The sequence below is a fragment of the Ruegeria sp. BC7 genome (assembly GCF_056539165.1).
On sequence record NZ_JBQFUL010000003.1, the window covers coordinates 621401 to 642146 of the forward strand.

The window sequence follows — 20746 nt, forward strand, 5'->3', positions numbered from 1 at the left end:
TGGCCCTGTGTCCGGTTGGCCGCAACCCGGTTCAGGCGCTGATCTGCCGTATCTCTGCCGGTTGCAGGGCGTCTGCGTCCGAGGAAAAGCGTATAATTGTGGCACCGTTTTGCAGCGGGCTGATCATGCAAGTCAGATGCGTGCCGTTGCGCATTTGCAAAGTGCCATTCCATTCGACGCGGTTTTCGCGCATTTCAACGAAATCGCGAATTTCACCCAAGATAGGCGTCGCCGTGCACTGTGTCTGCCAGCCTCGCGTCACTTCGAGCACGGTGTCCGAGTCAAACCCCACGTCAGATGGTTCGCCCCAAAGCTGTTGGTAAGCGAAATTGGTGAATGCCAGCGTGCCATCATCGCCAAAAACGGCGATGGCGTCGGCCAGTTTATCCAGAATCGATTGCATCAGGTCCATCTCTGAGCGGAACCGCCGAGTCAGCGTGATCTCGGCCGTGATGTCCTCGAACAAAAAGGCCACTGCGCCGTCTGGGTGCGGACGCCCGCTGACCGAATAGACTGAGCCTGAGGGCAATGACCACGTCTCATGGTAATTTCCGTCCTCTGCCGCTTCGAGCAGGCTGTTCATCTGGCTCCGCCAGCTACGATAATTCTTGGGCTCAGGCATCATGTGCTGGTCGCGCAGCCGGTCGAAAAAACTGGACAGGCTTGGGCGGCAGCTCAGAAAATCAGGGGGGAGGGCGGTCAGGTCAATCAGGGCCGGGTTGAATAGAGCAAGTTGGCGATTGCGGTCGAATATGGCCAGCCCGATCGAAAGCTGGGCAAATGTTTTCGTCATTGTCTGAACGAATTTTCGTTGCGCGGTTTCGGCATCGACAATGGCGTTGATGTCCACGGCATAGCACAAGTACCCTTCCGGGTGGTTTACCAGTGTCAGGTCGAACCAGAGCTTGTTTGCACTGTCTTCCGGCGAGATCGAAACACGTGTTTTGGTGCGCAACCCTGTGTTGCCCTCTGCGCCCGGAAACAAAGGTGCCGTGAGGTCGGTATCCTGACCCCGAACCTTGCGTACCAATGACACATACGCCGCGTTACACCATCGGACATTGTCCTGCTGATCAAGCAGCCAGACGGGATAGGGCGCACGCTCCATCGCCATGCGAATAGGGTCACTCGCCCCCTGAGGAACAGCTTGCTGACCACCCCTGTTGTCGCGCAGCCGGACGCGGACAACGCCGTCTATCCATTCGCATAAAACGTCACGCTCGACCGTGCAGTCGATAGCCGGAATAACCAGATTTCCTTCCTTCCGAATTCGATCCGGGGTTTCGGGAAATGTCGGAAAGTCCCGTTTCAGCAGGCGTTGCAGGTCGGCCCATTGGCGAACCTCTTCAAACCCATCAAGGGCGATGTCCGAGTGGCTAATCAGCCGGTCGCCATCAAACAGAAACACCACGTCGAAGAATGAGGAAGGCGAGGACAGGCCGAAATTGTCGCCCCGATGCCTGCGGCGCGGCAACAACCACTGCGCGGCAAGACCGGCAGATACCAAGCTGATAAAGGCTAGAATGATCCAGTCCACCATGCGCGCCCCGCAACGAAAATCACGGGTACAGATTATGGTTTCCAATGGTTAACGGGGTCTTAACTCAGACCTGAAAGCGTTGATTTGCACCGGATGGAACAGGGGTATCTCCGATCTGGGCGTCCACCAGATTGCGGGGCCATGTGACCTTGACGATCGCGCCTCGGCGCTCGGGGTGGTCGGACAGGGTTTGATAGGGGTCCGAGCCGTTGGCGAATTCCAGCTCTGCGCCGCTCCGTTCCAGCAGGGTCTTGGCGATGAAAAGACCCAGGCCCATGCCTTCGTATTCTGGCCGCGCGCGTTGCTCGGTCTCGGCGCGGCGACGGCGCATGAAAGGGTCTCCGATCCGGCCAATCATTTGTGAAGGATAGCCGCGCCCGTCATCCATGATGCCTACCGTGATCTGATCAGGGGTCCATTCGGCCTCAACCCAGACATTGGCGCGCGAAAAATCCACGGCGTTCTGGATTAGGTTTCGCAGGCCGTGGATAATCTCGGGTTTTCGCAGGATTGACGGTTGCTGCACGTCGCCTTCGCCTGCGGGACCTTCAGCGAAATGAACGATCTTGCCGCGATTGATATGAGGCTCGGCGGCTTCGTGGACGACCGTCGACAAGGGCGCCTGCCGAAGATGCAGATCGTCTTTGCCCGCGCGTCCCATGTCCCGCAGGATGTCCCTGCATCGATTGGCCTGTTCACGGATCAGCGCAGCATCGTCTTTTAGGTCCGGCCGGTCGTCCAACTCTTCGATCAGTTCCGAACTGGTCAGCTTGATTGTGGCCAGCGGTGTCCCAAGCTCGTGCGCGGCAGCGGCCACGACCCCGCCCAGATCGGTCAGTTTCTGTTCGCGGGCCAGCGCCATATGCGTGGCCGAGAGCGCCTCTGACATGGACTGCACCTCGGTACTGACGCGATGGGAATACGCACCAAGAAAGACGATCGCGATAACGATGGCGGCCCAGTTTCCGAACAGCAGGATGTCGGGGATGTCCAGATCGACGCCCACCGCCGTGCGCAGGGGCACGTGAAATTCCGCCAGCAGGGTGGTCAGGGCAATGGCGACACCGCCGATGATCATCGTCGAGCGGGTGCTCATGACACTGGCCGAGATCGTCACCGGCCCGACCAGCAACAGTGCAAAGGGGTTGTTCAAGCCGCCGGTCAGATACAGCAGGATCGTAAGCTGAAGCAGGTCGAACAGAACCATCAGAAAGTTTTCAAACTCTGACAGCCGTTTGTTTCGCGGAAACACAAGAATAGCCGTCAGGTTCCCCATGATCGACACGCCGATTGCCAGGTAGCACAGCGTGGCATCCAACTGCACCTGATAGGTCTGCTGGGCGACGGTGATCGCGGTGATCTGACCGATAATGGCGACCCATCGCAACAGAATGAGGGTGCGCAGGCGGATCCAGCTACTGCGTTCCTGACCGCGCCATAATGTGATGTTGGAAATTGCCATTTGTCCATTATGTCCTGTTGCATCGGCTGTTCATCTTGATAGGTGTCCCGGCCGAAACGATCAACAACCCCTTTTTGGTCAGGAAACCCGTCATGATCCGCCTGTATGCCATTCTTGCGACCGTTGTTCTGGCCATCGGTATAGGTGCTATGTGGCTGCTGACACAGGGCGGTGGGTCAGATGACAAGTTTGCTCAATGCCGTTCCAGCCAGATTGCTGGAGGGTCGGCCGCGATTGGTGGACCGTTCGAGCTGATCAACGGAGCAGGCGAAACAGTCACCGACGCGGATGTGATCACCGAGCCGACGTTGGTTTACTTCGGCTATACGTTCTGCCCAGATGTCTGTCCTTTTGACATGTCACGGAACGCCGAAGCCGTGGACATTCTGGCCGAGCGTGGCCAGTCGGTGACGCCGTTGTTCATCTCGATCGATCCGGACCGGGATACGCCCGAAGTGGTGGGTGATTTTGCCTTCAATCTTGGCGGCAAGACCATCGCGCTGACCGGATCGCCCGAGCAGGTCAAGGCGGCCAGCCAAGCCTACAAGACCTACTACAAAGCCCATGACAAAAGCGATGAATACTATCTGGTGGACCACTCGACCTTTACCTATCTGGTGACGCCACAGGATGGTTTTATCGAGTTCTTCAATCGCAACGATACCGCCGAACAGATGGCCGACAAGGTGGGTTGCTTTCTGGACCAGCTCTAACCCGCGCTGGGCACGAAACTCTGTTCAGTTTTTGGGTCGATTGGACCATATTCACACAGTTTCCATCTAAAATTGGGTGGCCTGCCCGTTTAATTGCAGAAACAAACCCGCGACGTGTATTCAGGTAACGACACGTGATTTGCCGGTCCACGCCCGGCGACCGAACCGGGTGCGATGAAAGATGGGTTTTGTATTAAACATCAGTGAGGTGGACGGGTTCACCGGCAGCGGTGAGCAGGGTCTGGATATCTGGACCACCACCGCCGACCTCAGCGATCCCAGTGTGACAACGGTCTCGGGCGATTTTGATCTGGATAACGACCTGGATGGCGTCGGAGAGGGTGAGGCGCCAGGCGGTTACGTTTTCAGCCCGCTTGTCACGCCCTACGGTACTTTGGTGACAGACACCGCCACCGGCGAGTTTACCTTTTTCGTCGATCGCGCTGCCGTCATTGCTTCGGGATCAGATCAGGTCATAAGTTTCACTGTGACGGCCACCGGTTCGTTTGGAACGAGTGACACGGACACCGTGGTTATCGAGCTGTTGATTTGTGTCACCAAGGGCACTTTGATCAACACCCCCAGCGGTGAGCGTTTGGTCGAAGACCTGATGATCGACGATGAGGTTCTGACAGCAGACGGGCGAGCCGAGAGGATTCGCTGGATCGGAAGCCGACGCATTGAAGCCGAAGAACTTGCCAGCAACACCCGTCTTTACCCTGTTAGGATCTGCCGGGATGCAATAGGTCCGGGGCAACCCAAAAGCGACCTGCTGGTTTCCCCGCAACACCGGGTGCAGCTTAGCGATCCGCTGGCTGAAATGTTGTTCGGCCATCCGGTTGTCTTGGCTCCGGCCAAGGGCTTGCTGAACGATTCCACGATCACGGTCGATCGGAAAGTATCGGAAGTCGAATACTTCCATCTGGCGTTCGATCAGCACGAAGTCATGATTACCAACGGACTCGCGACCGAGAGTTTTCATCCCGGACCGACCAGTCTGGAAGGCATTGACCTTGATGCGGCCGAAGAGCTTTTTGAAATCTTCCCGAATCTGAGGAGCAACTCGCGCAGCTTTGGCCCTTCGGCCTTGCCCGGTCTCAAGCCGTGGGAAGCCGCCTTGCTTAACAAAAACCCTGATTTAGCATGAAAAAAATACTTGATGCCTCGGGTAAACCTCTGCCGCGAGAAGAAGCGCCGGACGCGAAACTCCTGCGCGCCTATGGCGACGCCATGTTTCTGGCCTTTCGTAGCGGCTATCACAATCAGATGAGTGTTGCGAACCTGAGACTGGCGTTTGAACCACCCCTTGTATTGGGCCAGTACAGGATTTTTCGTTTTGACGAGGTTCCCCGCGCGATCTTCACTTGGGCCTTTCTGTCACCCGAGGCAGAAAGGAAACACGTTCAGGGAAAACCGCTGATGCCAGAGGACTGGAAAGCGGAAGGAGGGCGGATGTGGGTGATTGATTTGATCGCCCCGTACCGCAAACTCATGCCGAGCCTTTGGAATTGGGCGATGGTGCCGGGCAATGTCAGCACGGACGGTTTTCGGTTCTGCCGTCACAAGACCGAGGACAGAAATCGAAAGATCGTAGACATTGACTTTGGGCGAACGGGCAAGACACAGCGCGTCCTGACGGATAAAGACTTTTCTTGAAGGTCTGGACGGGGACACTTCGGGAATAGGACAGAGCGGCCCGGGACCATTCACCAAAGGTCAATCGACCGCTCAGGCTGCACGGCTGGTCCCCAGCAGGAAATTCGGAGAAGATCATGCTCAAGTACAAGCCGGGTGACGATGTGGGCGCGCTTGATCCTTGGCCATTCGACGATCCAAGAAGCGACTACGTGATTGTTGAGGGCGCACCACAAGTCTTTGGGCGTCTGGATGCAGGTGGTCCGGGTTACACGACGCGGGCAGGTATCTGGCGATGCACGCAAGGCGTTTTTGAGTGTACGGAGCAGGGCGATGAGTTGATGACCATTTTGTCCGGTAAGTGTCGCCTGACCGACAAGACGACGGGACAGGTTAGCGTCCTGAGCGCCGGAGAAAGCCTTTTTGTCCGCAATGGCAGCCGTGTGGAGTGGAACATTGTCGAGGACGTGACCAAGGTCTTCTTCGGACACAAGCCGGATGGGTTCTGAGAGCGTACACGATTCCTGAAAAGCTGGGCGATTGGTTATGAGGCCGATACTTTCAGGGCGCTATTGATCAGAACCTCGCGACATGTGTTCCGGCCAAATACACTGGACGAAGCGACCGGGCTGCAGAGACGCTAAGTCCCTAGAATCACTTTTCATTTCTCTGTTGATGTCCGACGAGTTTCAGGCGGGCAAACGCGCTGAACATCTGCGAAAATTTGACTTTGTGTCGAAATTATGTCCATAATTCGATCTTACCCGTTCATTTTCAATTCATTTTCAATTCATATTGGGGTAAGTTGTTTAAAGATTTTTAGTGTTCTGATTGTGCCAAAATGTTCGGCCGAACCAGATGTGTGTGAGTGATTGACATGGTTACGAAATGGAAAAAGCCCTCTGGGCGCTTTGTTTCAGGGTCCCAGATTAAAGCAAGTCACAAAGAACAAAACCGGGTTAGCAGTCTGTTGCTGCGGTTCCGCAAGAAGACAGACGGTGCTGTCATGGTCTTTGTTGCGGTTATGCTTATTCCAATGATGGCTTTTGTTGGGTTCGCGATGGAAATTGCCCTGACTGAGCACCTCCGGGTCAGACTTCAGAACACAACGGATTCAGCAAGCCTCGCATCGGCGGATTTGGAACAGGTTCTGGACCCCGAGGCCGTGGTCAACGACTTCTTTGCCAAGGCTGGTCTGGCGGACAATCTGCAAAACGTCACCATTGTGAACACCGCCTTTGAGAGAACGGTTTCTGTTGAAGCCGAAGCGCATCTTCCTGCCTTGCTTACAAGGGTTGTGGGGCGCACGGGCTGGGATGTTCCGGTTGTCGGGGCCGCGACCGAGTCTCGCCGCGATTTAGAGATCGCAGTTGCGCTGGACAACTCCGGTTCGATGTCCTGGGCGCCCGGATCAACCAGCGGACCGGCCTCGAACCCATCACGTATGGACCTGCTTATCCCGGCTGCAGAGGCTTTTGTAGACGCGGTGCAGCCCAGACCAGGGCAACCGGGAACCACGACGATCTCTCTTGTTCCGTTCGCCACTCAGGTTTCTGTTGGTGCGGATTTGCTGAGCAATTTCACGGTTACATCCGAGCACACGACATCCAACTGTGTGACCTTCAACTCAAATTCCGACTACGGCGTCACAGCCGTACCGACGGACACCTTGTTGACCCGAACGGCGCATCATGATCCGGCGACCTCGGGCTGGGATCTGACTTCATACAGCACCGTTTGCCCTACGGATTCATCCGTGCGCGATATCTTTGCTTGGTCAGAGAACCCCGAACTTCTGAAAGCCCGTATCCGGGCGATGGAACCATACGGATATACATCGATCGAAATGGCCGCCAAATGGGGCGCGGCGATGCTGGACCCTTCACTGCGACCTGTTTTGTCGTCCATGTCGGGACGAGCGGGGTATGATTACCTGTCTGGGCCTGCCGGTCGCGGTATGCCGTATGACTACGACAACCCGGACGCTCTCAAGTACCTGATCGTGATGTCTGACGGTGAAAACACACTGAACTACGACATCAAAGCACCGTATCGCGAGGGCGACTCGCCGCTGTTCCGTTTGCCCGGTTCAAACAACTACGCCTATTACCGCAACCGAAGCGGGACGAGCCGGGATTTCTACCGGGTGTCTGACAGAGAATGGAGCAGGACGGCAGGCCGAGGGGCAAGACGGATGACCTGGCAGCAGGTCTGGGCCGACATGCCTGTGGAACGGTTTGTAGACAGCATCCTGTCCAGAGCCGACACCCGGCGCAGCGCAGACGCCCACTATGACCGGATCGTTCAGGAAAGGAGCGGTTCGTGGAAAAACAACCGAACCTCGCAGATTTGCCAGGCAGCAAAAGACAACGGCGTTGTTGTCTTCACGATCGGAATGGACACCTATGGGCAGGGTGACGCAACCTTGGCTGATTGCGCCTCGTCCCCCGCATATTTCTACGACGTCAACAGCCTTGATATTGCGTCGGCCTTCGCGTCGATTGCGCGTCAAATCAATAAACTGCGCCTGACGCAGTGACCGAGCCGGAGATTTGATGTCATGAAACAATCCCGTCGCGATACACAGCCTTCAGGTAAACAGACGACTTCGTCGCTTGCCAGCCGCCTCAAAAATGGATGGCGAGACGAAACCGGCACCACGCTGGTCGAATATTCGCTTTGCCTGCCGGTGCTTCTGTTGTTCCTCTTTATTACACTGGAGTTCAGCTACCTGATCATGCGGCAGGTTTCACTGGACCGCGCAACCGACGAAACCTTTCGCGAATTGCGGCTGGGCCTGATACCCGAGCCAGACCACGAAAAGGTCAAGACAGCGATCTGCACAAAACCGCTGGCGCGGATCGTGTTGTGGAGATGCGATGAAAACCTGCTTTTGGAAGTGCGGCAGGTCGAAAAGTCAGACTGGTCATTGAATCTGGCTGACGTCCTTTGCATCGATACAACACCGCCCGACGGCTATGAGCCGCCCATCATTTTCAGTGCGGGAATCGAAAACCAATTGATGATTGCACGTGCATGTTTGGTTCAGAATTCCATTTTTCCCCCGATCCCGATGCTTGCTTCGCTTCCCCGATATGACGACTTGGGCAATTTCGCTTTGGTGTCGAGGTCGGCCTTTGTAAACGAGCCATTTTGATATGTTTATCCGGTTTAAGAGTATTTCAGCCCGAATTCAGCGCTCAGTACATCGCTTTACACGCGACACAAGCGGTGCCGCGCTTGTTGAAATGGGGATCGCCCTGCCGATGCTGATCCTTCTGACCTGCGGTGCGCTGGTCGTACAGGATGCTGTCAGGATGTCTTACCTGCGTTCAAATGCGGCTTACACCGTATCAGATATGGTCAGCCGTGAAGACAGCCTGATCGACTCCGGTTACTTTGATGGGTTGAACAGTGTTTTCAAGTACATACTCGGCGACAAACACCCTAGCGAGTTGCGCATTTCGACGATTGAATGCACGGCCGATTGTGAAAACGAGGCCGAGCGTGTGCTCGAGTTCTGCTGGTCCCATCCCTCCTCTGGTTTGCAGGCTTTGACCAACGACGAGATTGCATTCTACGCAGCAAACACGCCGCTATTTACCGAAGGTGACACGCTTCTCATGACCGAGGCGTTTTTGGATTACACACCAATGTTTGGCGACTTCATCCTGTCCCGGCGTACCTACGAGACGCTGGCGTTTACACGTCCACGCATTGCCGGACAGATCAAATTCGATACCGGTGCAGTGGACACGGATGGAAATGCGATCATCAGGGACTGCTTCAACAACTAGTATACCCTTCGGCAGCTTATGGGCTGTCCCACTGCTGTTTTTTCCCAAGGTTTCCGCCGGTCAGAGGACCAAATTTCAACACGAGATTTTAAAGTCCGTGCCGCAATCAAGCGTTGTTTGACCTTTCTCATGGCGCTGCTATTACTCTTGTTCAAGCCAAAGGCGTGAAATAGCGGAAAGAATAGAATATGGCGGACAGCTCTGATCTCGATATCGGCCCGGACAAATCCCTGCTTCTGGTAGATGATGACGAGCCGTTTCTGAGACGTCTTGCCAAGGCCATGGAAAAGCGCGGCTTTGAGGTTGAAACCGCAGGGTCGGTCGCCGCAGGCCGCGCCATTTCCACGGCACGTCCACCTGCCTATGCGGTTGTGGATTTGCGGCTTGAGGATGGCAATGGGCTGGATGTGGTCGAAGTGCTGCGTGAAAAACGCCCCGACAGCCGGGTCGTGGTTCTGACCGGGTACGGTGCCATTGCCACCGCCGTGGCTGCCGTCAAGATCGGTGCAACGGATTATCTGTCCAAACCCGCCGACGCCACCGACATCACCAACGCGCTGCTGGCCAAGGGCGACGAGCTGCCGCCACCGCCCGAAAACCCCATGAGCGCGGACCGCGTGCGCTGGGAGCATATCCAACGCGTGTATGAACTGTGCGATCGCAATGTTTCGGAGACCGCGCGTCGCCTGAACATGCATCGCCGGACCTTGCAGCGGATATTGGCGAAGCGCAGCCCGCGCTAGCGGGCATCGCTTTTTGATCTGATACCTTGAAGCGCTTTGCCGGAAGCCTGCTTCTGAAAACTTACCGCAAAACAAGGATACTCTCATGATCGGTTATGTGACCATCGGCGTCTCGGATATGGAGCGCGCAAAGAAATTCTATACCGACCTTTTTTCGGATCGCGACGCGAAGGTGATCATCGACGCAGGGCGCATTGCCTTTATCGGCAGCAAACCCGGTGAGCCGATGCTGGCCGTTTGCGAACCCTATGATGGCGGCGATTGTTCGGCTGGTAACGGCAGCATGGTTGCCTTTGCCGCTCAGTCCAAAGAGGAAAGCATGGCGCTGTACGACAAGGCCATCAGTCTGGGCGCAACCGACGAAGGAGAGCCCGGTCAACGTGTGCCGGACCGCTTTTACGGATCATATGTTCGTGACCCGGACGGCAATAAGCTGTGTTTCTTTGTATTCGGCTAAAGCTGACGTAGCAGGTCGGCATGTCGGTCCGTATACGCCTGCCGCACCTCAACCGGTGGGCGTAAAACGATCTCTAGCCCCTCCATCACGGTCTTGTCCGGACGGCCAAAGAACTTGGTCGCTTCGGTTTCGGAAAATCCGGCGATCTGGGTGGCCTCCATCCAGGCGCTGATCTTGTCGGCCTTCTTGATTTGGCGCTTGACCGTTTTGGGCACTGCGGCGGGTAGGCCGAACCGAATGTGGATCGCAGCCGCCAGCCGATCATCCAGCGCGCCGTAGTCGGGGCCGACGGCGGATTTGACCGGTGAGATCATATCTCCGATCACATATTCCGGCGCATCATGTAACAAAGCCGCGAGCTGCCATTTGACGGGCGCTTTGGGCGCGATCCGGCAAAAAATCTCCTCAACCAGCAGGGAATGCTCAGCGACTGAATAGGCAAAATCCCCGGCTGTCTGGCCGTTCCAGCGCGCCACAAAGGCTAGGCCGTGCGCGATATCTTCGATCTCGATATCCACGGGGGTCGGGTCCAGCAGATCCAGCCTGCGACCGGACAGCATCCTTTGCCACGCTCTGGGTTGTGTTGCCATTATGCCATGCCCCATATGAACAGCCGCGATTGCGCCGCATTTTTGTGGTATGGTTTACCTGTCAAGATCACCTGCTGCCAACTTTTTCTTGAGCATTCGTGCTTTGAACAGGTGCGTGGTGATACCGACATCTAGTACCGAGGGGGGCGCACGCTCCTCCCGGTGTGCCCCTCTCGATCGTAACTCGTATCGAAAGGAGCTTGCTATGTTCAAGCGTTTGTTGGGAATTGCCTGTGCCTTTGGCATGGCCGCGACTGCACCCCCCGCTTTTGCACAAAGCTGCGCCCAGCGCGAGCATGTGATCGCCAAGTTGCAGGACAGCTATTCAGAAGAACTGACCTTTGGCGGTTTGCAAAAGTCCCAGAGTGGGCGATCCGTTATGGAGGTTTGGACCTCAAAGGAAACGGGAAGCTACACCGTTCTGGTAACCCGTCCAAACGGCATCAGTTGCATTGTCGCCGTCGGTACTGACTTTTTCGAGGCGATCCCCAAGATAAAGGTTGAGGGGACGCCAAGTTAATCAAAAAAAAACGTGATTTTCCCGTTTCCGGCCGTCCTCGTTGCCACCTTCACAAAGGGATGCTAGTGGCAATCTGGAGTTAATCTTACCGGAATGGAGCACCTGATGGCCGGGGACTATATCGTCAAAGACATTTCGCTGGCCGGGTTCGGCCGCAAAGAGTTGGACATCGCCGAAACCGAGATGCCGGGCCTGATGGCCCTGCGTGCGGAATACGGCGAAAGCAAGCCTCTGTCAGGTGCGCGGATCGTTGGATCGCTGCACATGACCATCCAGACCGCAGTTCTGATCGAAACACTGGTAGCTCTTGGCGCGGATGTGCGCTGGGCGTCGTGCAACATCTTCTCGACCCAGGACCATGCCGCCGCTGCGATTGCTGAGGCAGGCATCCCTGTTTTCGCCATCAAAGGCCAGACGCTGGAAGAGCATTGGGATTATCTGGACAAGTCCTTCTTGTTCGACGACGGCCCCAACATGATCCTGGACGATGGCGGCGATGCGACGCTGTACATCCTGCTGGGCGCTCGCGCCGAAGCCGGTGAGGACATCATCCCAGTTCCGGGTTCGGAAGAAGAAGAAGTGATCAAAAAGCAGATCGCCAAGCGTATGGCGGCCAGCCCTGGCTGGTTCACCAAGATGCGTGACCAGATTCAAGGTGTATCCGAGGAAACCACGACTGGCGTGAACCGCCTGTATCAACTGGTCAAAGATGGCCACCTGCCGTTCCCTGCGATCAACGTGAATGACAGCGTCACCAAGTCGAAATTCGACAACAAATACGGCTGCAAGGAATCGCTGGTCGACGGTATCCGCCGCGCCACTGACACGATGATGGCCGGTAAGGTTGCTGTGGTTTGTGGTTATGGCGACGTGGGCAAAGGCTCGGCCGCTTCGCTGCGTGGTGCAGGCGCCCGCGTGAAAGTCACCGAAGTTGACCCGATCTGCGCGCTGCAAGCTGCGATGGACGGGTTCGAGGTGACACTGCTGGAAGACGAAGTTGCCAGCGCGGATATCTTCATCACCACCACCGGCAACAAGGACGTGATCCGTATCGAGCATATGCGCGAGATGAAGGACATGGCCATCGTCGGCAACATCGGCCACTTCGATAACGAAATTCAGGTGGCCAGCCTGAAGAACCACAAATGGACCAACATCAAGGAACAGGTGGACATGATCGAGATGCCCTCGGGCAATCGTATCATCCTGCTGTCCGAAGGTCGTCTGCTGAACCTCGGCAACGCCACCGGGCATCCGTCTTTCGTGATGTCGGCCTCGTTCACCAATCAGGTACTGGCGCAGATTGAGCTTTTCTCTAAGGGGGATCAGTACGAAAACAAGGTCTATATCCTGCCCAAGCATCTGGACGAGAAAGTGGCCCGCCTGCATCTGGACCGTATCGGCGTGAAGCTGACCCAAATGGACAGCGACCAGGCGGCCTATATCGGTGTAAAACCCGAAGGCCCGTATAAGCCGGAACACTATCGCTATTGATTTTGGCGAAAAACGGAATTGAAACGGCGGTCTGTAGGGCCGCCGTTTTTTTGTGCCTGATACTCAGCGCAGGGCCGGAAAGAAATCGCCGCGACCCTCGGGCGTCAGGTCCAGAATATTCCAAAGCGGCCAAGCGGCATCTACGTGCCGGGGGTGCCAGTCACTGGGCTGGAAGAAAAGCTCGGAACTCCAGAAATGGTGGATTCCGTCCTGTGAGCGCCGAAAGACGTTCAGAATGGGCAATTGGCTTCCGTCTTCGGCTTCGGCCAGATAGTCGCGCTGATACTCGGTGCCCAGCGCGGAAAATAGCGGCAGGTCGTGCCATTCCATCTTTGCTGGCAGCGCCGCCAGTTTTTCCGGTGTATTCTGGGCAACCACGGCAAAGCTGATCTTCTTTGAAAGGTGAGCAACCTGTCCGTTCAACCCGTCCAGAAAGGCCGAGCACATCGGGCAGGGCAGCTCTGCATTTGGGCCATACATCAGCGAATAGATTGCAAGCGTGTCATGTGAGCCAAAGAGCGAGGACAAAGGCGCACCATCGCCCTGAAGGTTTCGGAACGCGTAGTCCTGCGGAATCCGGCCACCCGATGGAAGTTGGCGGCGCAGATTGGCCACGTCTTCTATTTTGGCGCGCAATTCCACTTCGGCGGCCAGCAGGCGGTTTCGTGCCTCTCGGTACGCGGGGCTTTCGTTGGGCAAGGAAACGGTCACGGCGATCTCCTGACTTTATAATTTAACCTTGATGTTAAATAAAGGGCAGTGTGAAATCAAGACCCTGCGCTTGAGGGACGGGTCTAGGGAGAACGCCACAGATTTTCCCCTTTGAGCAAACCCGCTTGGCCATTACCGTGATCGGGGTGATGGGGAATTTCAAATCTACCCAATTCAGGAGACGACTATGGGAAAACGCGATGAGCTGATTGCCAAGTATGCAGAGGACCTGAAATCCAAATGCGGCATGGACGCGGATATGGATTTGCTGACCAAAGTCACCATCGGCTGTGGACCAGCGATCTATGACGCTGATGCGTCAACGGTTGCGGCCACTCAGGAAGGTGAGCTTGAAACGGTCAAGAACAACTTTTTGATCAAGAAACTGGGCCTGTCAGATGGCCCCGAACTGATGGAAGGCATCAACAAGGTTCTGGAAACCTATGGCAAGTCCGAGCGCAATAAATATCGCGCGGTCGTTTACTACATGCTGACCAAGCATTTCGGGAAAGAGTCGGCTTACGGATAAGGTGCCATGACACGGTCGCGCCCGCCGTACCAAAAGGGCGACTTAAATTTTAGATACTTGAGGTTTGTACCCGGCCCGATACTTCGGCTAGTGTCAGCGTGTGACCAGGACGGTCAGAACCAGACATTTCCATACGCGTGTGGTGAGTAGGGAGCACGCGGGGTAGGGAAGGTTCTGCATCCGTCAGAGCCTTCCCTTTATTAGTCCGCTTGCGTCTGCCCCAGATCACAGATCACCTGCCATTCCGCCTCGGTGACCGGTTGAACGGACAGTCGCGAGTTCTTGACCAAAACCATATCGTCCAAACGCTCATCCGCTTTGATATCGTCCAGGGTCACCTGCGTCGTGAATGGCCGCACCGCCTTGATGTCCACACACTCCCAACGGTCGTCATCCGTGGTGCTGTCGGGGTGGGCCTCGGCGCAGACTTCGACGATGCCGACAATCGCTTTGTCTTTTTGCGAGTGGTAGAAGAACCCTCTGTCGCCGACCGCCATCTGTCGCATGAAATTGCGCGCCTGATAGTTGCGCACGCCGTCCCATTCTTCGCCTGCGTCCCCTTTGGCAACCTGCTGGTCCCAGCTCCAGGTCGATGGCTCGGATTTGAACAGCCAATACGCCATCAGCCCACGACCTTTTTCCACGCGATCAGGTCAACGGACTGGAACAGACCGGCCTTGGCATAGGGGTCATTGTCGGCCCAGGCTTGGGCGGCAGCCATGTCCTCGACCTCGAGAATGATCAGCGAACCGATCATCGCGTCCCCAACCAGCAAAGGCCCAGCCTGTGCGACAACGCCGGTTTCCTCGATATAGCCGAGATGCGCGGCGCGGTTGTCCAGACGGGTTTGCAGTGCGCCGTCTTTGTCGCGGGCGATAAGGGCAATGAGCATATTATTCCTCCTTCAGGGGTCGGTTTAGCAGGGATTGAATGGCCTCGGGTACACTGTAGGCACCCCGGCTCAAGTCGGCCACCGTTGCGCTTATGGGCATATCCAGCCCTTCTTGTGTGGCGATGTCCGACATTGCGCGCGCAGTGGCGACACCTTCGACAGTGGTCGCGGCGTCAAAAGGCAGATTTCGACCCAAAGACAGGCCAAAACGGTAGTTTCTGGACAGTTCGGACGAGCAGGTCAGGACCAGATCCCCCAGACCGGATAGCCCCATCAGCGTATCGACCTGCGCGCCGCGCATAAGCGCAAAACGCTGCATTTCGGCGAAGCCTCGCGTCAATAGGGCGGCACGGGCGCTGTCGCCAAGCCCCGCACCGATGGCGGCCCCGCATCCGATGGCTATCACGTTTTTCAATGCCCCGCCCAGTTCGGCCCCGGTGACGTCCGTCGTGCGATACAGGCGCAGGTTGGACGTTGTCAGGGCGTGCTGCAGGGTTTGACTTAGTTCGAGGTCGGCACATGCCAGTGTCAGGGCCGTCGGCAAACCACGCGCGATGTCGTCGGCGAAACTCGGTCCGGTCAACAGGGCAGGGCGCGCATCTGGGATGGCCTGCTGAATGACCGAGATCGGCCCAAGCCCCGTCGATAATTCAATGCCCTTGCAGCAAGCGACCAGGGTTTTTCCCGACAGCGCAGCGGCGTGATCCAAAAGGGCACCGCGTAGTTTCTGCATGGGCACGGAAACCAGCAGAACCTCGTTCTGCGCCGCCTCTGCGATGTCAGAGGTAATGGAGATCGCGCCGGGCAAGGACACATTCGGCAGACGCGCTGTGTTTTCACGGTCTCTTTGCATCAAACGCGCTTGATCCGCGTCGCGCGCCCAAAGAGTGACTGGCCCTTTCCCTGCCAACGAAATCGCCAGCGCTGTCCCAAAGGCACCAGAACCGAGGACCGAAATACTCATGCCTTGGCACCTTTCTTACCGCTGCCCAGCATGGCAGGGCTGGTTTGGTCCAGAGGCCAACGCGGGCGTGCGGTCAGGTCCAGACCATCGCGTGCACCAGTTCGGAAACGCTCGATCCCGGCATAGGCGATCATCGCGGCGTTGTCGGTGCAAAAGCGCAGCGGGGGCGCGGTAAAACGGGCGCCGCATTCGGCAGAAACAGTCTCTAACGCGGATCGAATGGCAGAATTGGCCGCGACCCCGCCCGCAACGGCAATAACGGGATCAGACGGGCTTTCCTGCAGATACAGGTCAATGGCCCTGCGTGTTTTCTCGGCCAGAGTATCCACGACCGCCTGTTGAAATCCGGCGCAAAGGTCTGCCCGGTCCTGACGGGTTAACCCACCTTTTTCCGCAGCGATCTGGTCGCGCATACGCATAAGGGCCGTTTTCAAGCCAGAGAAGGACAGGTCGCAGCCGGGCCGATCCAGCAGGGGCCGGGGAAAGCGAAACCGTTTCGGGTCACCTGTTCGGGCCTCGGCCTCGACCGAGGGGCCGCCGGGTTGCGGCAAGCCCAAAAGCCGCGCGGTTTTGTCGAACGCTTCGCCGGGGGCATCGTCAATCGTACCACCCAACCGCGTGAACTTTTCCGGGCCGTGGGCGATCAGATACTGGCAATGCCCACCCGACACGAGCAGCATAAGATACGGAAACGCGATCCCGTCGGTCATCCGAGGTGTCAGCGCGTGACCGGCCAGATGGTTCACACCGATCAGCGGCAGGCCGGTTGCCGCGCTGATGCCCTTGGCGCACATGACGCCGGACATGACCCCGCCGATCAGACCCGGACCAGCGGTCACGGCGATGGCATCGACGTCATTCAGGGTCATCCCTGCGGATTCGAGTGCCTGCAACACGCAGGTATCCAGCTTTTCGGCGTGGGCCCGGGCCGCGATCTCGGGGACGACACCGCCATACGCGCTGTGCAGATCCGTCTGGCCAAAGACAACCGATGACAGCACTTCGGCCGCTGCACCGTCACTTTGACGCACGACTGCGGCTGCTGTGTCGTCACAACTGCTTTCCAGCCCGAGGACAGTAAGTGTTTGCACCATTGGCCTGATCCGTTACACCTTGATTGCAAAGCGGGGTATCACCCTGCGCGGATGCAAACAATCCCAAGGCCAAGGGCACCGCCGTTGTATTTGTTGATGACCCGCCCTCGCGCCGCCTCGGAAAGGTTCGTTGCGCAACTACCGACCCGCATCAGGTCACGGGTTCAGGTCATCTATTCCCCGATCCTCGAAATCAAGCCCTTGCCGGTTCAGGTAAACGACACGGATGTGCGCGGTCTGATTTTCACTTCGGCCAATGCGGTCAACGCCGCCGCGTCCATGGGCGTGGATCGCGAACTGCCAGCTTACTGTGTAGGTCCAGCGACCACCGGAACAGCCATAGGTGCGGGGTGGCAGGCGCAGATGGTGGGCCAGACCGCCGAAGAACTGGTTGCCGCGCTGTTGAAAGCCAGACCCGACAGCCCGCTTCTGCACTTGCGCGGAGAGCATACGCGCGGAAGTGTCGCCGAGCGGTTGACCGAATCCGGCCTCACCGTGCGCGAGCTGCCCGTGTATCAGCAGCGATTGTTACCGCTGACATCCGAAGCGATCGCCGCTGCGTCCGGTAAAGTGCCCGTAATTGCCCCTATTTTTTCCCCCAGAACAGCGCGACAATTTGCCGACATCTGGCGCGGATCAGCCCCCTTATTCCTGGCTGCAATCAGCACCGCGACAGCGGAACCCCTTTATTCCTTGGGCTATCAGCGCCTGAAGATTGCCAAGGAACCTACGCCCAAGAAAATGCGGAAAGCCATTAAAAAGCTTGTGAAACATGCGTTGCGGGTTGAGGGCGGCGAGGCCACAGATTAACTTAGTCGGGTCTGTTGTTCAGGTAATTTTGGATTCGTTAGGGGGAATATTGCGTTGGCTGGTAAAGACAAAACCGATCAAAAGCCGGTGGACGACCCCAAGACGGACGACGTGGCCGAAGCTGGCGTCACTACCGAAGACACTCCGGTTGACGAGTCTTTGCCCGTAGAAGAAACCCTTTCCGAAGCCGAAGCCGAAGCCGAAGCCGAAGCCGAAGCCGAAGCCGAAGCCGAAGCCGAAGCCGAAGCCGAAGCCGAAGCCGAAGCCGAAGCCGAAGCTAACCTTGAACGATTCAAGGAAAAAATTAATGAGCGCAGCACCAAGAAACGCAGTGGTTTTTTGCCCGCGTTGCTGGGCGGTGCAATTGCCGCGGCAATCGGTTTTGCGGTTGGCAACAGCGGCATGCTGACCTCTGGCGATGCGGATGCGATTGCAACGCTGGACGCTAAACTGACGGATCAGGCGAACCAGATCGACGCGTTGGCCAAATCTTTGGCTGATGGCGCGGGTCTGTCCTCGAAAGTGGATGCGTTGACCGCTCAGGTTGCGCCGCTCTCTGCTGATCTTGAGGCTGTAAAGTCCAGCGTGGCTGGGTTGGCTGACACGGTCGCCCCTTTGTCGTCACGGCTTGCCGAGCTTGAGGGTGGAGCTTTGACCCAGGGCGCGTCACCCGAAGCCACTGCTGCATTTGAAGCGGAGTTGAAGAAACTGCAGGACTCGCTGGCCGCCCAGCGCGCCGAGGTTGAAAAGATGGTGGCTGATGCTCAGGCGCTTGAGGCGAAAGCCTCGGCTGATGCGCTGGCTGCGACCAATGCAGCAATTCTTACGAAACTGCGCAGCCGATTGGATACCGGTCAGAGCTATGCCGACCTTGTCGCTGAACTATCGGCCGGAGGGGTTGCCGTTCCAGGTGAATTGTCTGCACCTGCGGACAAGGGCGTTGCGACGGTGGCTTCTCTGCGCGAGACGTATGAACCCTCGGCACGCGCGGCCCTTGCGGATGCGCGCGAGGCCGACAAGGGCACGGGTTTGGTCGCGTTCTTTCAGCGACAGACCGGCGCGCGTTCTGTTACACCGCAGGACGGCGATGGCCCGGACGCAATCCTGTCCCGCGCGCAGGCTGCTCTAGCGGATGGCGACGTGTCCGGCGCGCTGAATGAACTCAAGTCCCTGCCCGAAGCGGCAAAGCCTGCGATGGCTGAATGGGAACAAGCGGCACAAACGCGGGTTTCCGCGGTTGATGCCGCAGATGCGCTGTCCTCTGGCGCAAACTCGAACTGAAGGACCTGCCATGCTGTGGTCACTTTTAAAAATCCTTGTTTTCGTTGCGATTGTCGGCTTGCTGGCCGTGGGCGCTGGGTTCCTGATGGAGACCAGCGGTGGCGTGCAGATCACCGCAGGTGGGATGGAATACACGCTGGGGCCGTTGCAGTCGGTTATTGCGCTGGGCGTGATGGTCGTTGCGATCTGGCTGTTCTTCAAGCTGCTGACTCTGCTGATCGCCACGCTGAAATTCCTCAACGGTGACGAAACCGCGTTGTCGCGGTATTTCGACCGCAGTCGGGAACAGCGCGGGTATCAGGCATTGGCCGACGGGTTGATGGCGCTGGCCTCGGGTGAAGGTCGCGTTGCCATGAACAAGGCGACCAAGGCTGAAAAGCTATTGAACAAACCCGAATTGACGAACCTGCTGGTTGCGCAGGCCGCCGAAATGAATGGCGACACCAAGAAAGCGTCCGAGACGTATCGCAAGCTGGTCACAAATAACGCCACCCGCTTTGTGGGTGTGCGCGGTATCCTGAAACAGAAACTGGCCGAAGGCGATAATGACACCGCCCGCAAGCTTGCGGAAAAGGCGCTGGCGATCAAGCCACGGCACCAGGAAACGCAGGATATTCTGTTGGGACTGCAAACCAAGTCGCAGGACTGGGCCGGAGCCCGATCAACCCTGACCGCCAAGCTGAAGGCCGGCCACTTGCCGCGCGATGTATTCAAGCGCCGCGATGCGGTGCTTGCATTGTCCGAGGCCAAGGGGATTCTGGATGAATCCGCTACGGTTGAACAACGCGAACACGCGATTGAAGCCAATCGTCTTTCTCCTGATCTGGTGCCAGCGGCAGCAATGGCCGCGCGTGCATATATCGAAAAGGGCAAGCCGCGCTCTGCGACCAAGATCCTCAAGAAAGCGTGGGAGGTTCAGCCCCACCCCGATCTGGCCCACGCCTTTGCCGAGATCGCGCCGAATGAAACCCCGGAAGAACGCATCAATCGCTTTACCGCGCTGACCCGCGTGCATCCGCAGGACATGGAAACCCGCCTGATCCTGGCCGAGCTGAACATCGTGGCCGAGGACTTTCCCGAAGCCCGGCGTGCACTGGGCGATGTCGTCGAAAAGCAGGCAGATGCGCGGGCTTATACACTGATGGCAGCAATCGAACGCGGCGAGGGCGCGTCGGACGCGGTCGTGCAGGGGTGGCTGGCCAAAGCTCTGAACGCGCCGCGCGGCCCGCAATGGGTATGTGACAACTGCCACGACATTCAGCCCGAGTGGGCTCCGGTCTGTCAGAATTGCGGCAGCTTTGACACGCTGAGCTGGCAAACCCCGCAAACGCCCGAGATCGCTTCGGCCACCGGCGTTCACATGTTGCCGCTGATCGTCGGTGCGCTTGAGGACAAACCCGAGCCAGAGGTTGACGAGCCGGAAGAAGAGGGTACGCCTGACGTGATCGAAATGGAGGCCGAACCCGTGCGTCCCGATGTCGAGCCTGCGATCGAAGAAAAGGTCTGAGTACGCG

23 protein-coding genes are annotated in these 20746 nt (G+C 57.4%); 15 read left to right on the forward strand and 8 right to left on the reverse strand.

The window, feature by feature from the left end:
- Positions 1 to 31 precede the first annotated feature (31 nt).
- The gene (locus ACR0KS_RS12050) at positions 32 to 1540 is read right to left on the reverse strand and encodes a PAS-domain containing protein (RefSeq protein ID WP_170564573.1); all 1509 of its coding nucleotides are present in this window, start codon (positions 1538 to 1540) and stop codon (positions 32 to 34) included.
- Positions 1541 to 1604: 64 nt separating this feature from the next.
- Positions 1605 to 3002 carry a sensor histidine kinase RegB gene (gene regB, locus ACR0KS_RS12055; RefSeq protein ID WP_170412765.1) on the reverse strand — a complete coding sequence of 466 codons (1398 nt, stop codon included), beginning with the start codon at positions 3000 to 3002 and terminating at the stop codon, positions 1605 to 1607.
- 92 nt (positions 3003 to 3094) lie between these two features.
- Between regB and ACR0KS_RS12060 the strand changes: the two genes are divergently transcribed.
- From ACR0KS_RS12060 to ACR0KS_RS12100, 9 genes are all read left to right on the forward strand, one after another.
- Positions 3095 to 3715 carry an SCO family protein gene (locus tag ACR0KS_RS12060; protein WP_170412768.1) on the forward strand — a complete coding sequence of 207 codons (621 nt, stop codon included), beginning with the start codon at positions 3095 to 3097 and terminating at the stop codon, positions 3713 to 3715.
- A 181-nt stretch (positions 3716 to 3896) separates the two neighbouring features.
- Entirely contained in the window at positions 3897 to 4862 is a 966-nt protein-coding gene (locus ACR0KS_RS12065) for a Hint domain-containing protein (protein WP_170564576.1), read from the forward strand.
- Complete coding sequence (locus ACR0KS_RS12070) at positions 4859 to 5371, forward strand: toxin-activating lysine-acyltransferase (protein WP_170564579.1); 513 nt, start codon at positions 4859 to 4861, stop codon at positions 5369 to 5371. Before ACR0KS_RS12065 ends, ACR0KS_RS12070 begins: the two co-directional genes overlap by 4 nt.
- Before the next feature lie 116 nt (positions 5372 to 5487).
- Positions 5488 to 5859: a cupin domain-containing protein gene (locus ACR0KS_RS12075; RefSeq protein WP_170564581.1), complete on the forward strand. Its 372-nt coding sequence runs from the start codon at positions 5488 to 5490 to the stop codon at positions 5857 to 5859.
- A gap of 497 nt (positions 5860 to 6356) precedes the next feature.
- Complete coding sequence (locus tag ACR0KS_RS12080) at positions 6357 to 7889, forward strand: Tad domain-containing protein (protein WP_170564584.1); 1533 nt, start codon at positions 6357 to 6359, stop codon at positions 7887 to 7889.
- Between the two features lie 21 nt (positions 7890 to 7910).
- Positions 7911 to 8507, forward strand: a complete 597-nt coding sequence (locus ACR0KS_RS12085; protein WP_170564587.1) for a TadE/TadG family type IV pilus assembly protein — start codon at positions 7911 to 7913, stop codon at positions 8505 to 8507.
- Between the two features lies 1 nt (position 8508).
- Positions 8509 to 9147 (forward strand): TadE/TadG family type IV pilus assembly protein, encoded by a 639-nt coding sequence (locus ACR0KS_RS12090; RefSeq protein WP_170564590.1) that lies wholly within the window; start codon positions 8509 to 8511, stop codon positions 9145 to 9147.
- Positions 9148 to 9335: 188 nt separating this feature from the next.
- Positions 9336 to 9890 carry an ActR/PrrA/RegA family redox response regulator transcription factor gene (locus tag ACR0KS_RS12095; protein ID WP_142637470.1) on the forward strand — a complete coding sequence of 185 codons (555 nt, stop codon included), beginning with the start codon at positions 9336 to 9338 and terminating at the stop codon, positions 9888 to 9890.
- A gap of 85 nt (positions 9891 to 9975) precedes the next feature.
- The gene (locus ACR0KS_RS12100; RefSeq protein WP_170554240.1) at positions 9976 to 10347 is read left to right on the forward strand and encodes a VOC family protein; all 372 of its coding nucleotides are present in this window, start codon (positions 9976 to 9978) and stop codon (positions 10345 to 10347) included.
- Here the strand turns inward: ACR0KS_RS12100 and ACR0KS_RS12105 are convergent.
- Positions 10344 to 10937, reverse strand: a complete 594-nt coding sequence (locus ACR0KS_RS12105) for an HD domain-containing protein (RefSeq protein WP_170564593.1) — start codon at positions 10935 to 10937, stop codon at positions 10344 to 10346. The two genes, ACR0KS_RS12100 and ACR0KS_RS12105, sit on opposite strands and share 4 nt — an antisense overlap.
- 205 nt (positions 10938 to 11142) lie before the next feature.
- On the opposite strand from ACR0KS_RS12105, the gene ACR0KS_RS12110 reads away from it, so the two are divergent.
- Together ACR0KS_RS12110 and ahcY are read left to right on the forward strand one after the other, a co-directional pair.
- Positions 11143 to 11457 (forward strand): hypothetical protein, encoded by a 315-nt coding sequence (locus ACR0KS_RS12110; RefSeq protein ID WP_170386873.1) that lies wholly within the window; start codon positions 11143 to 11145, stop codon positions 11455 to 11457.
- A gap of 105 nt (positions 11458 to 11562) precedes the next feature.
- A complete protein-coding gene (gene ahcY / locus ACR0KS_RS12115) occupies positions 11563 to 12951 on the forward strand; it encodes an adenosylhomocysteinase (protein WP_170387182.1) in 1389 nt (462 codons plus the stop codon).
- Between the two features lie 63 nt (positions 12952 to 13014).
- On the opposite strand, the gene ACR0KS_RS12120 is transcribed toward ahcY, so the two are convergent.
- A complete protein-coding gene (locus ACR0KS_RS12120) occupies positions 13015 to 13662 on the reverse strand; it encodes a DUF899 family protein (protein WP_170564596.1) in 648 nt (215 codons plus the stop codon).
- A gap of 187 nt (positions 13663 to 13849) precedes the next feature.
- On the opposite strand from ACR0KS_RS12120, the gene ACR0KS_RS12125 reads away from it, so the two are divergent.
- Positions 13850 to 14191, forward strand: a complete 342-nt coding sequence (locus tag ACR0KS_RS12125; protein ID WP_170564599.1) for a DUF2853 family protein — start codon at positions 13850 to 13852, stop codon at positions 14189 to 14191.
- A gap of 200 nt (positions 14192 to 14391) precedes the next feature.
- Here ACR0KS_RS12125 and ACR0KS_RS12130 read toward each other — a convergent pair whose 3' ends face one another.
- The 4 genes from ACR0KS_RS12130 to tsaD are packed head-to-tail and all read right to left on the reverse strand — an operon-like array spanning position 14392 to position 17141.
- Entirely contained in the window at positions 14392 to 14814 is a 423-nt protein-coding gene (locus ACR0KS_RS12130) for an EVE domain-containing protein (RefSeq protein WP_170564602.1), read from the reverse strand.
- Complete coding sequence (locus tag ACR0KS_RS12135) at positions 14814 to 15083, reverse strand: YciI family protein (RefSeq protein WP_170564605.1); 270 nt, start codon at positions 15081 to 15083, stop codon at positions 14814 to 14816. Before ACR0KS_RS12135 ends, ACR0KS_RS12130 begins: the two co-directional genes overlap by 1 nt.
- A gap of 1 nt (position 15084) precedes the next feature.
- On the reverse strand, positions 15085 to 16047 hold the full coding sequence (locus ACR0KS_RS12140) for an NAD(P)H-dependent glycerol-3-phosphate dehydrogenase (protein ID WP_170564608.1): 963 nt from the start codon (positions 16045 to 16047) through the stop codon (positions 15085 to 15087).
- Positions 16044 to 17141, reverse strand: coding sequence for a tRNA (adenosine(37)-N6)-threonylcarbamoyltransferase complex transferase subunit TsaD (gene tsaD / locus ACR0KS_RS12145; protein WP_170564611.1), 1098 nt, complete (start codon positions 17139 to 17141; stop codon positions 16044 to 16046). Before tsaD ends, ACR0KS_RS12140 begins: the two co-directional genes overlap by 4 nt.
- 96 nt (positions 17142 to 17237) lie before the next feature.
- Between tsaD and ACR0KS_RS12150 the strand changes: the two genes are divergently transcribed.
- The 3 genes from ACR0KS_RS12150 to ACR0KS_RS12160 are packed head-to-tail and all read left to right on the forward strand — an operon-like array spanning position 17238 to position 20739.
- Positions 17238 to 17951 (forward strand): uroporphyrinogen-III synthase, encoded by a 714-nt coding sequence (locus tag ACR0KS_RS12150; protein WP_170564819.1) that lies wholly within the window; start codon positions 17238 to 17240, stop codon positions 17949 to 17951.
- 54 nt (positions 17952 to 18005) lie between these two features.
- Positions 18006 to 19232: a COG4223 family protein gene (locus ACR0KS_RS12155; RefSeq protein ID WP_480693221.1), complete on the forward strand. Its 1227-nt coding sequence runs from the start codon at positions 18006 to 18008 to the stop codon at positions 19230 to 19232.
- Between the two features lie 10 nt (positions 19233 to 19242).
- Positions 19243 to 20739, forward strand: a complete 1497-nt coding sequence (locus ACR0KS_RS12160) for a heme biosynthesis HemY N-terminal domain-containing protein (protein WP_170564616.1) — start codon at positions 19243 to 19245, stop codon at positions 20737 to 20739.
- The last annotated feature ends 7 nt before the right edge of the window (positions 20740 to 20746 follow it).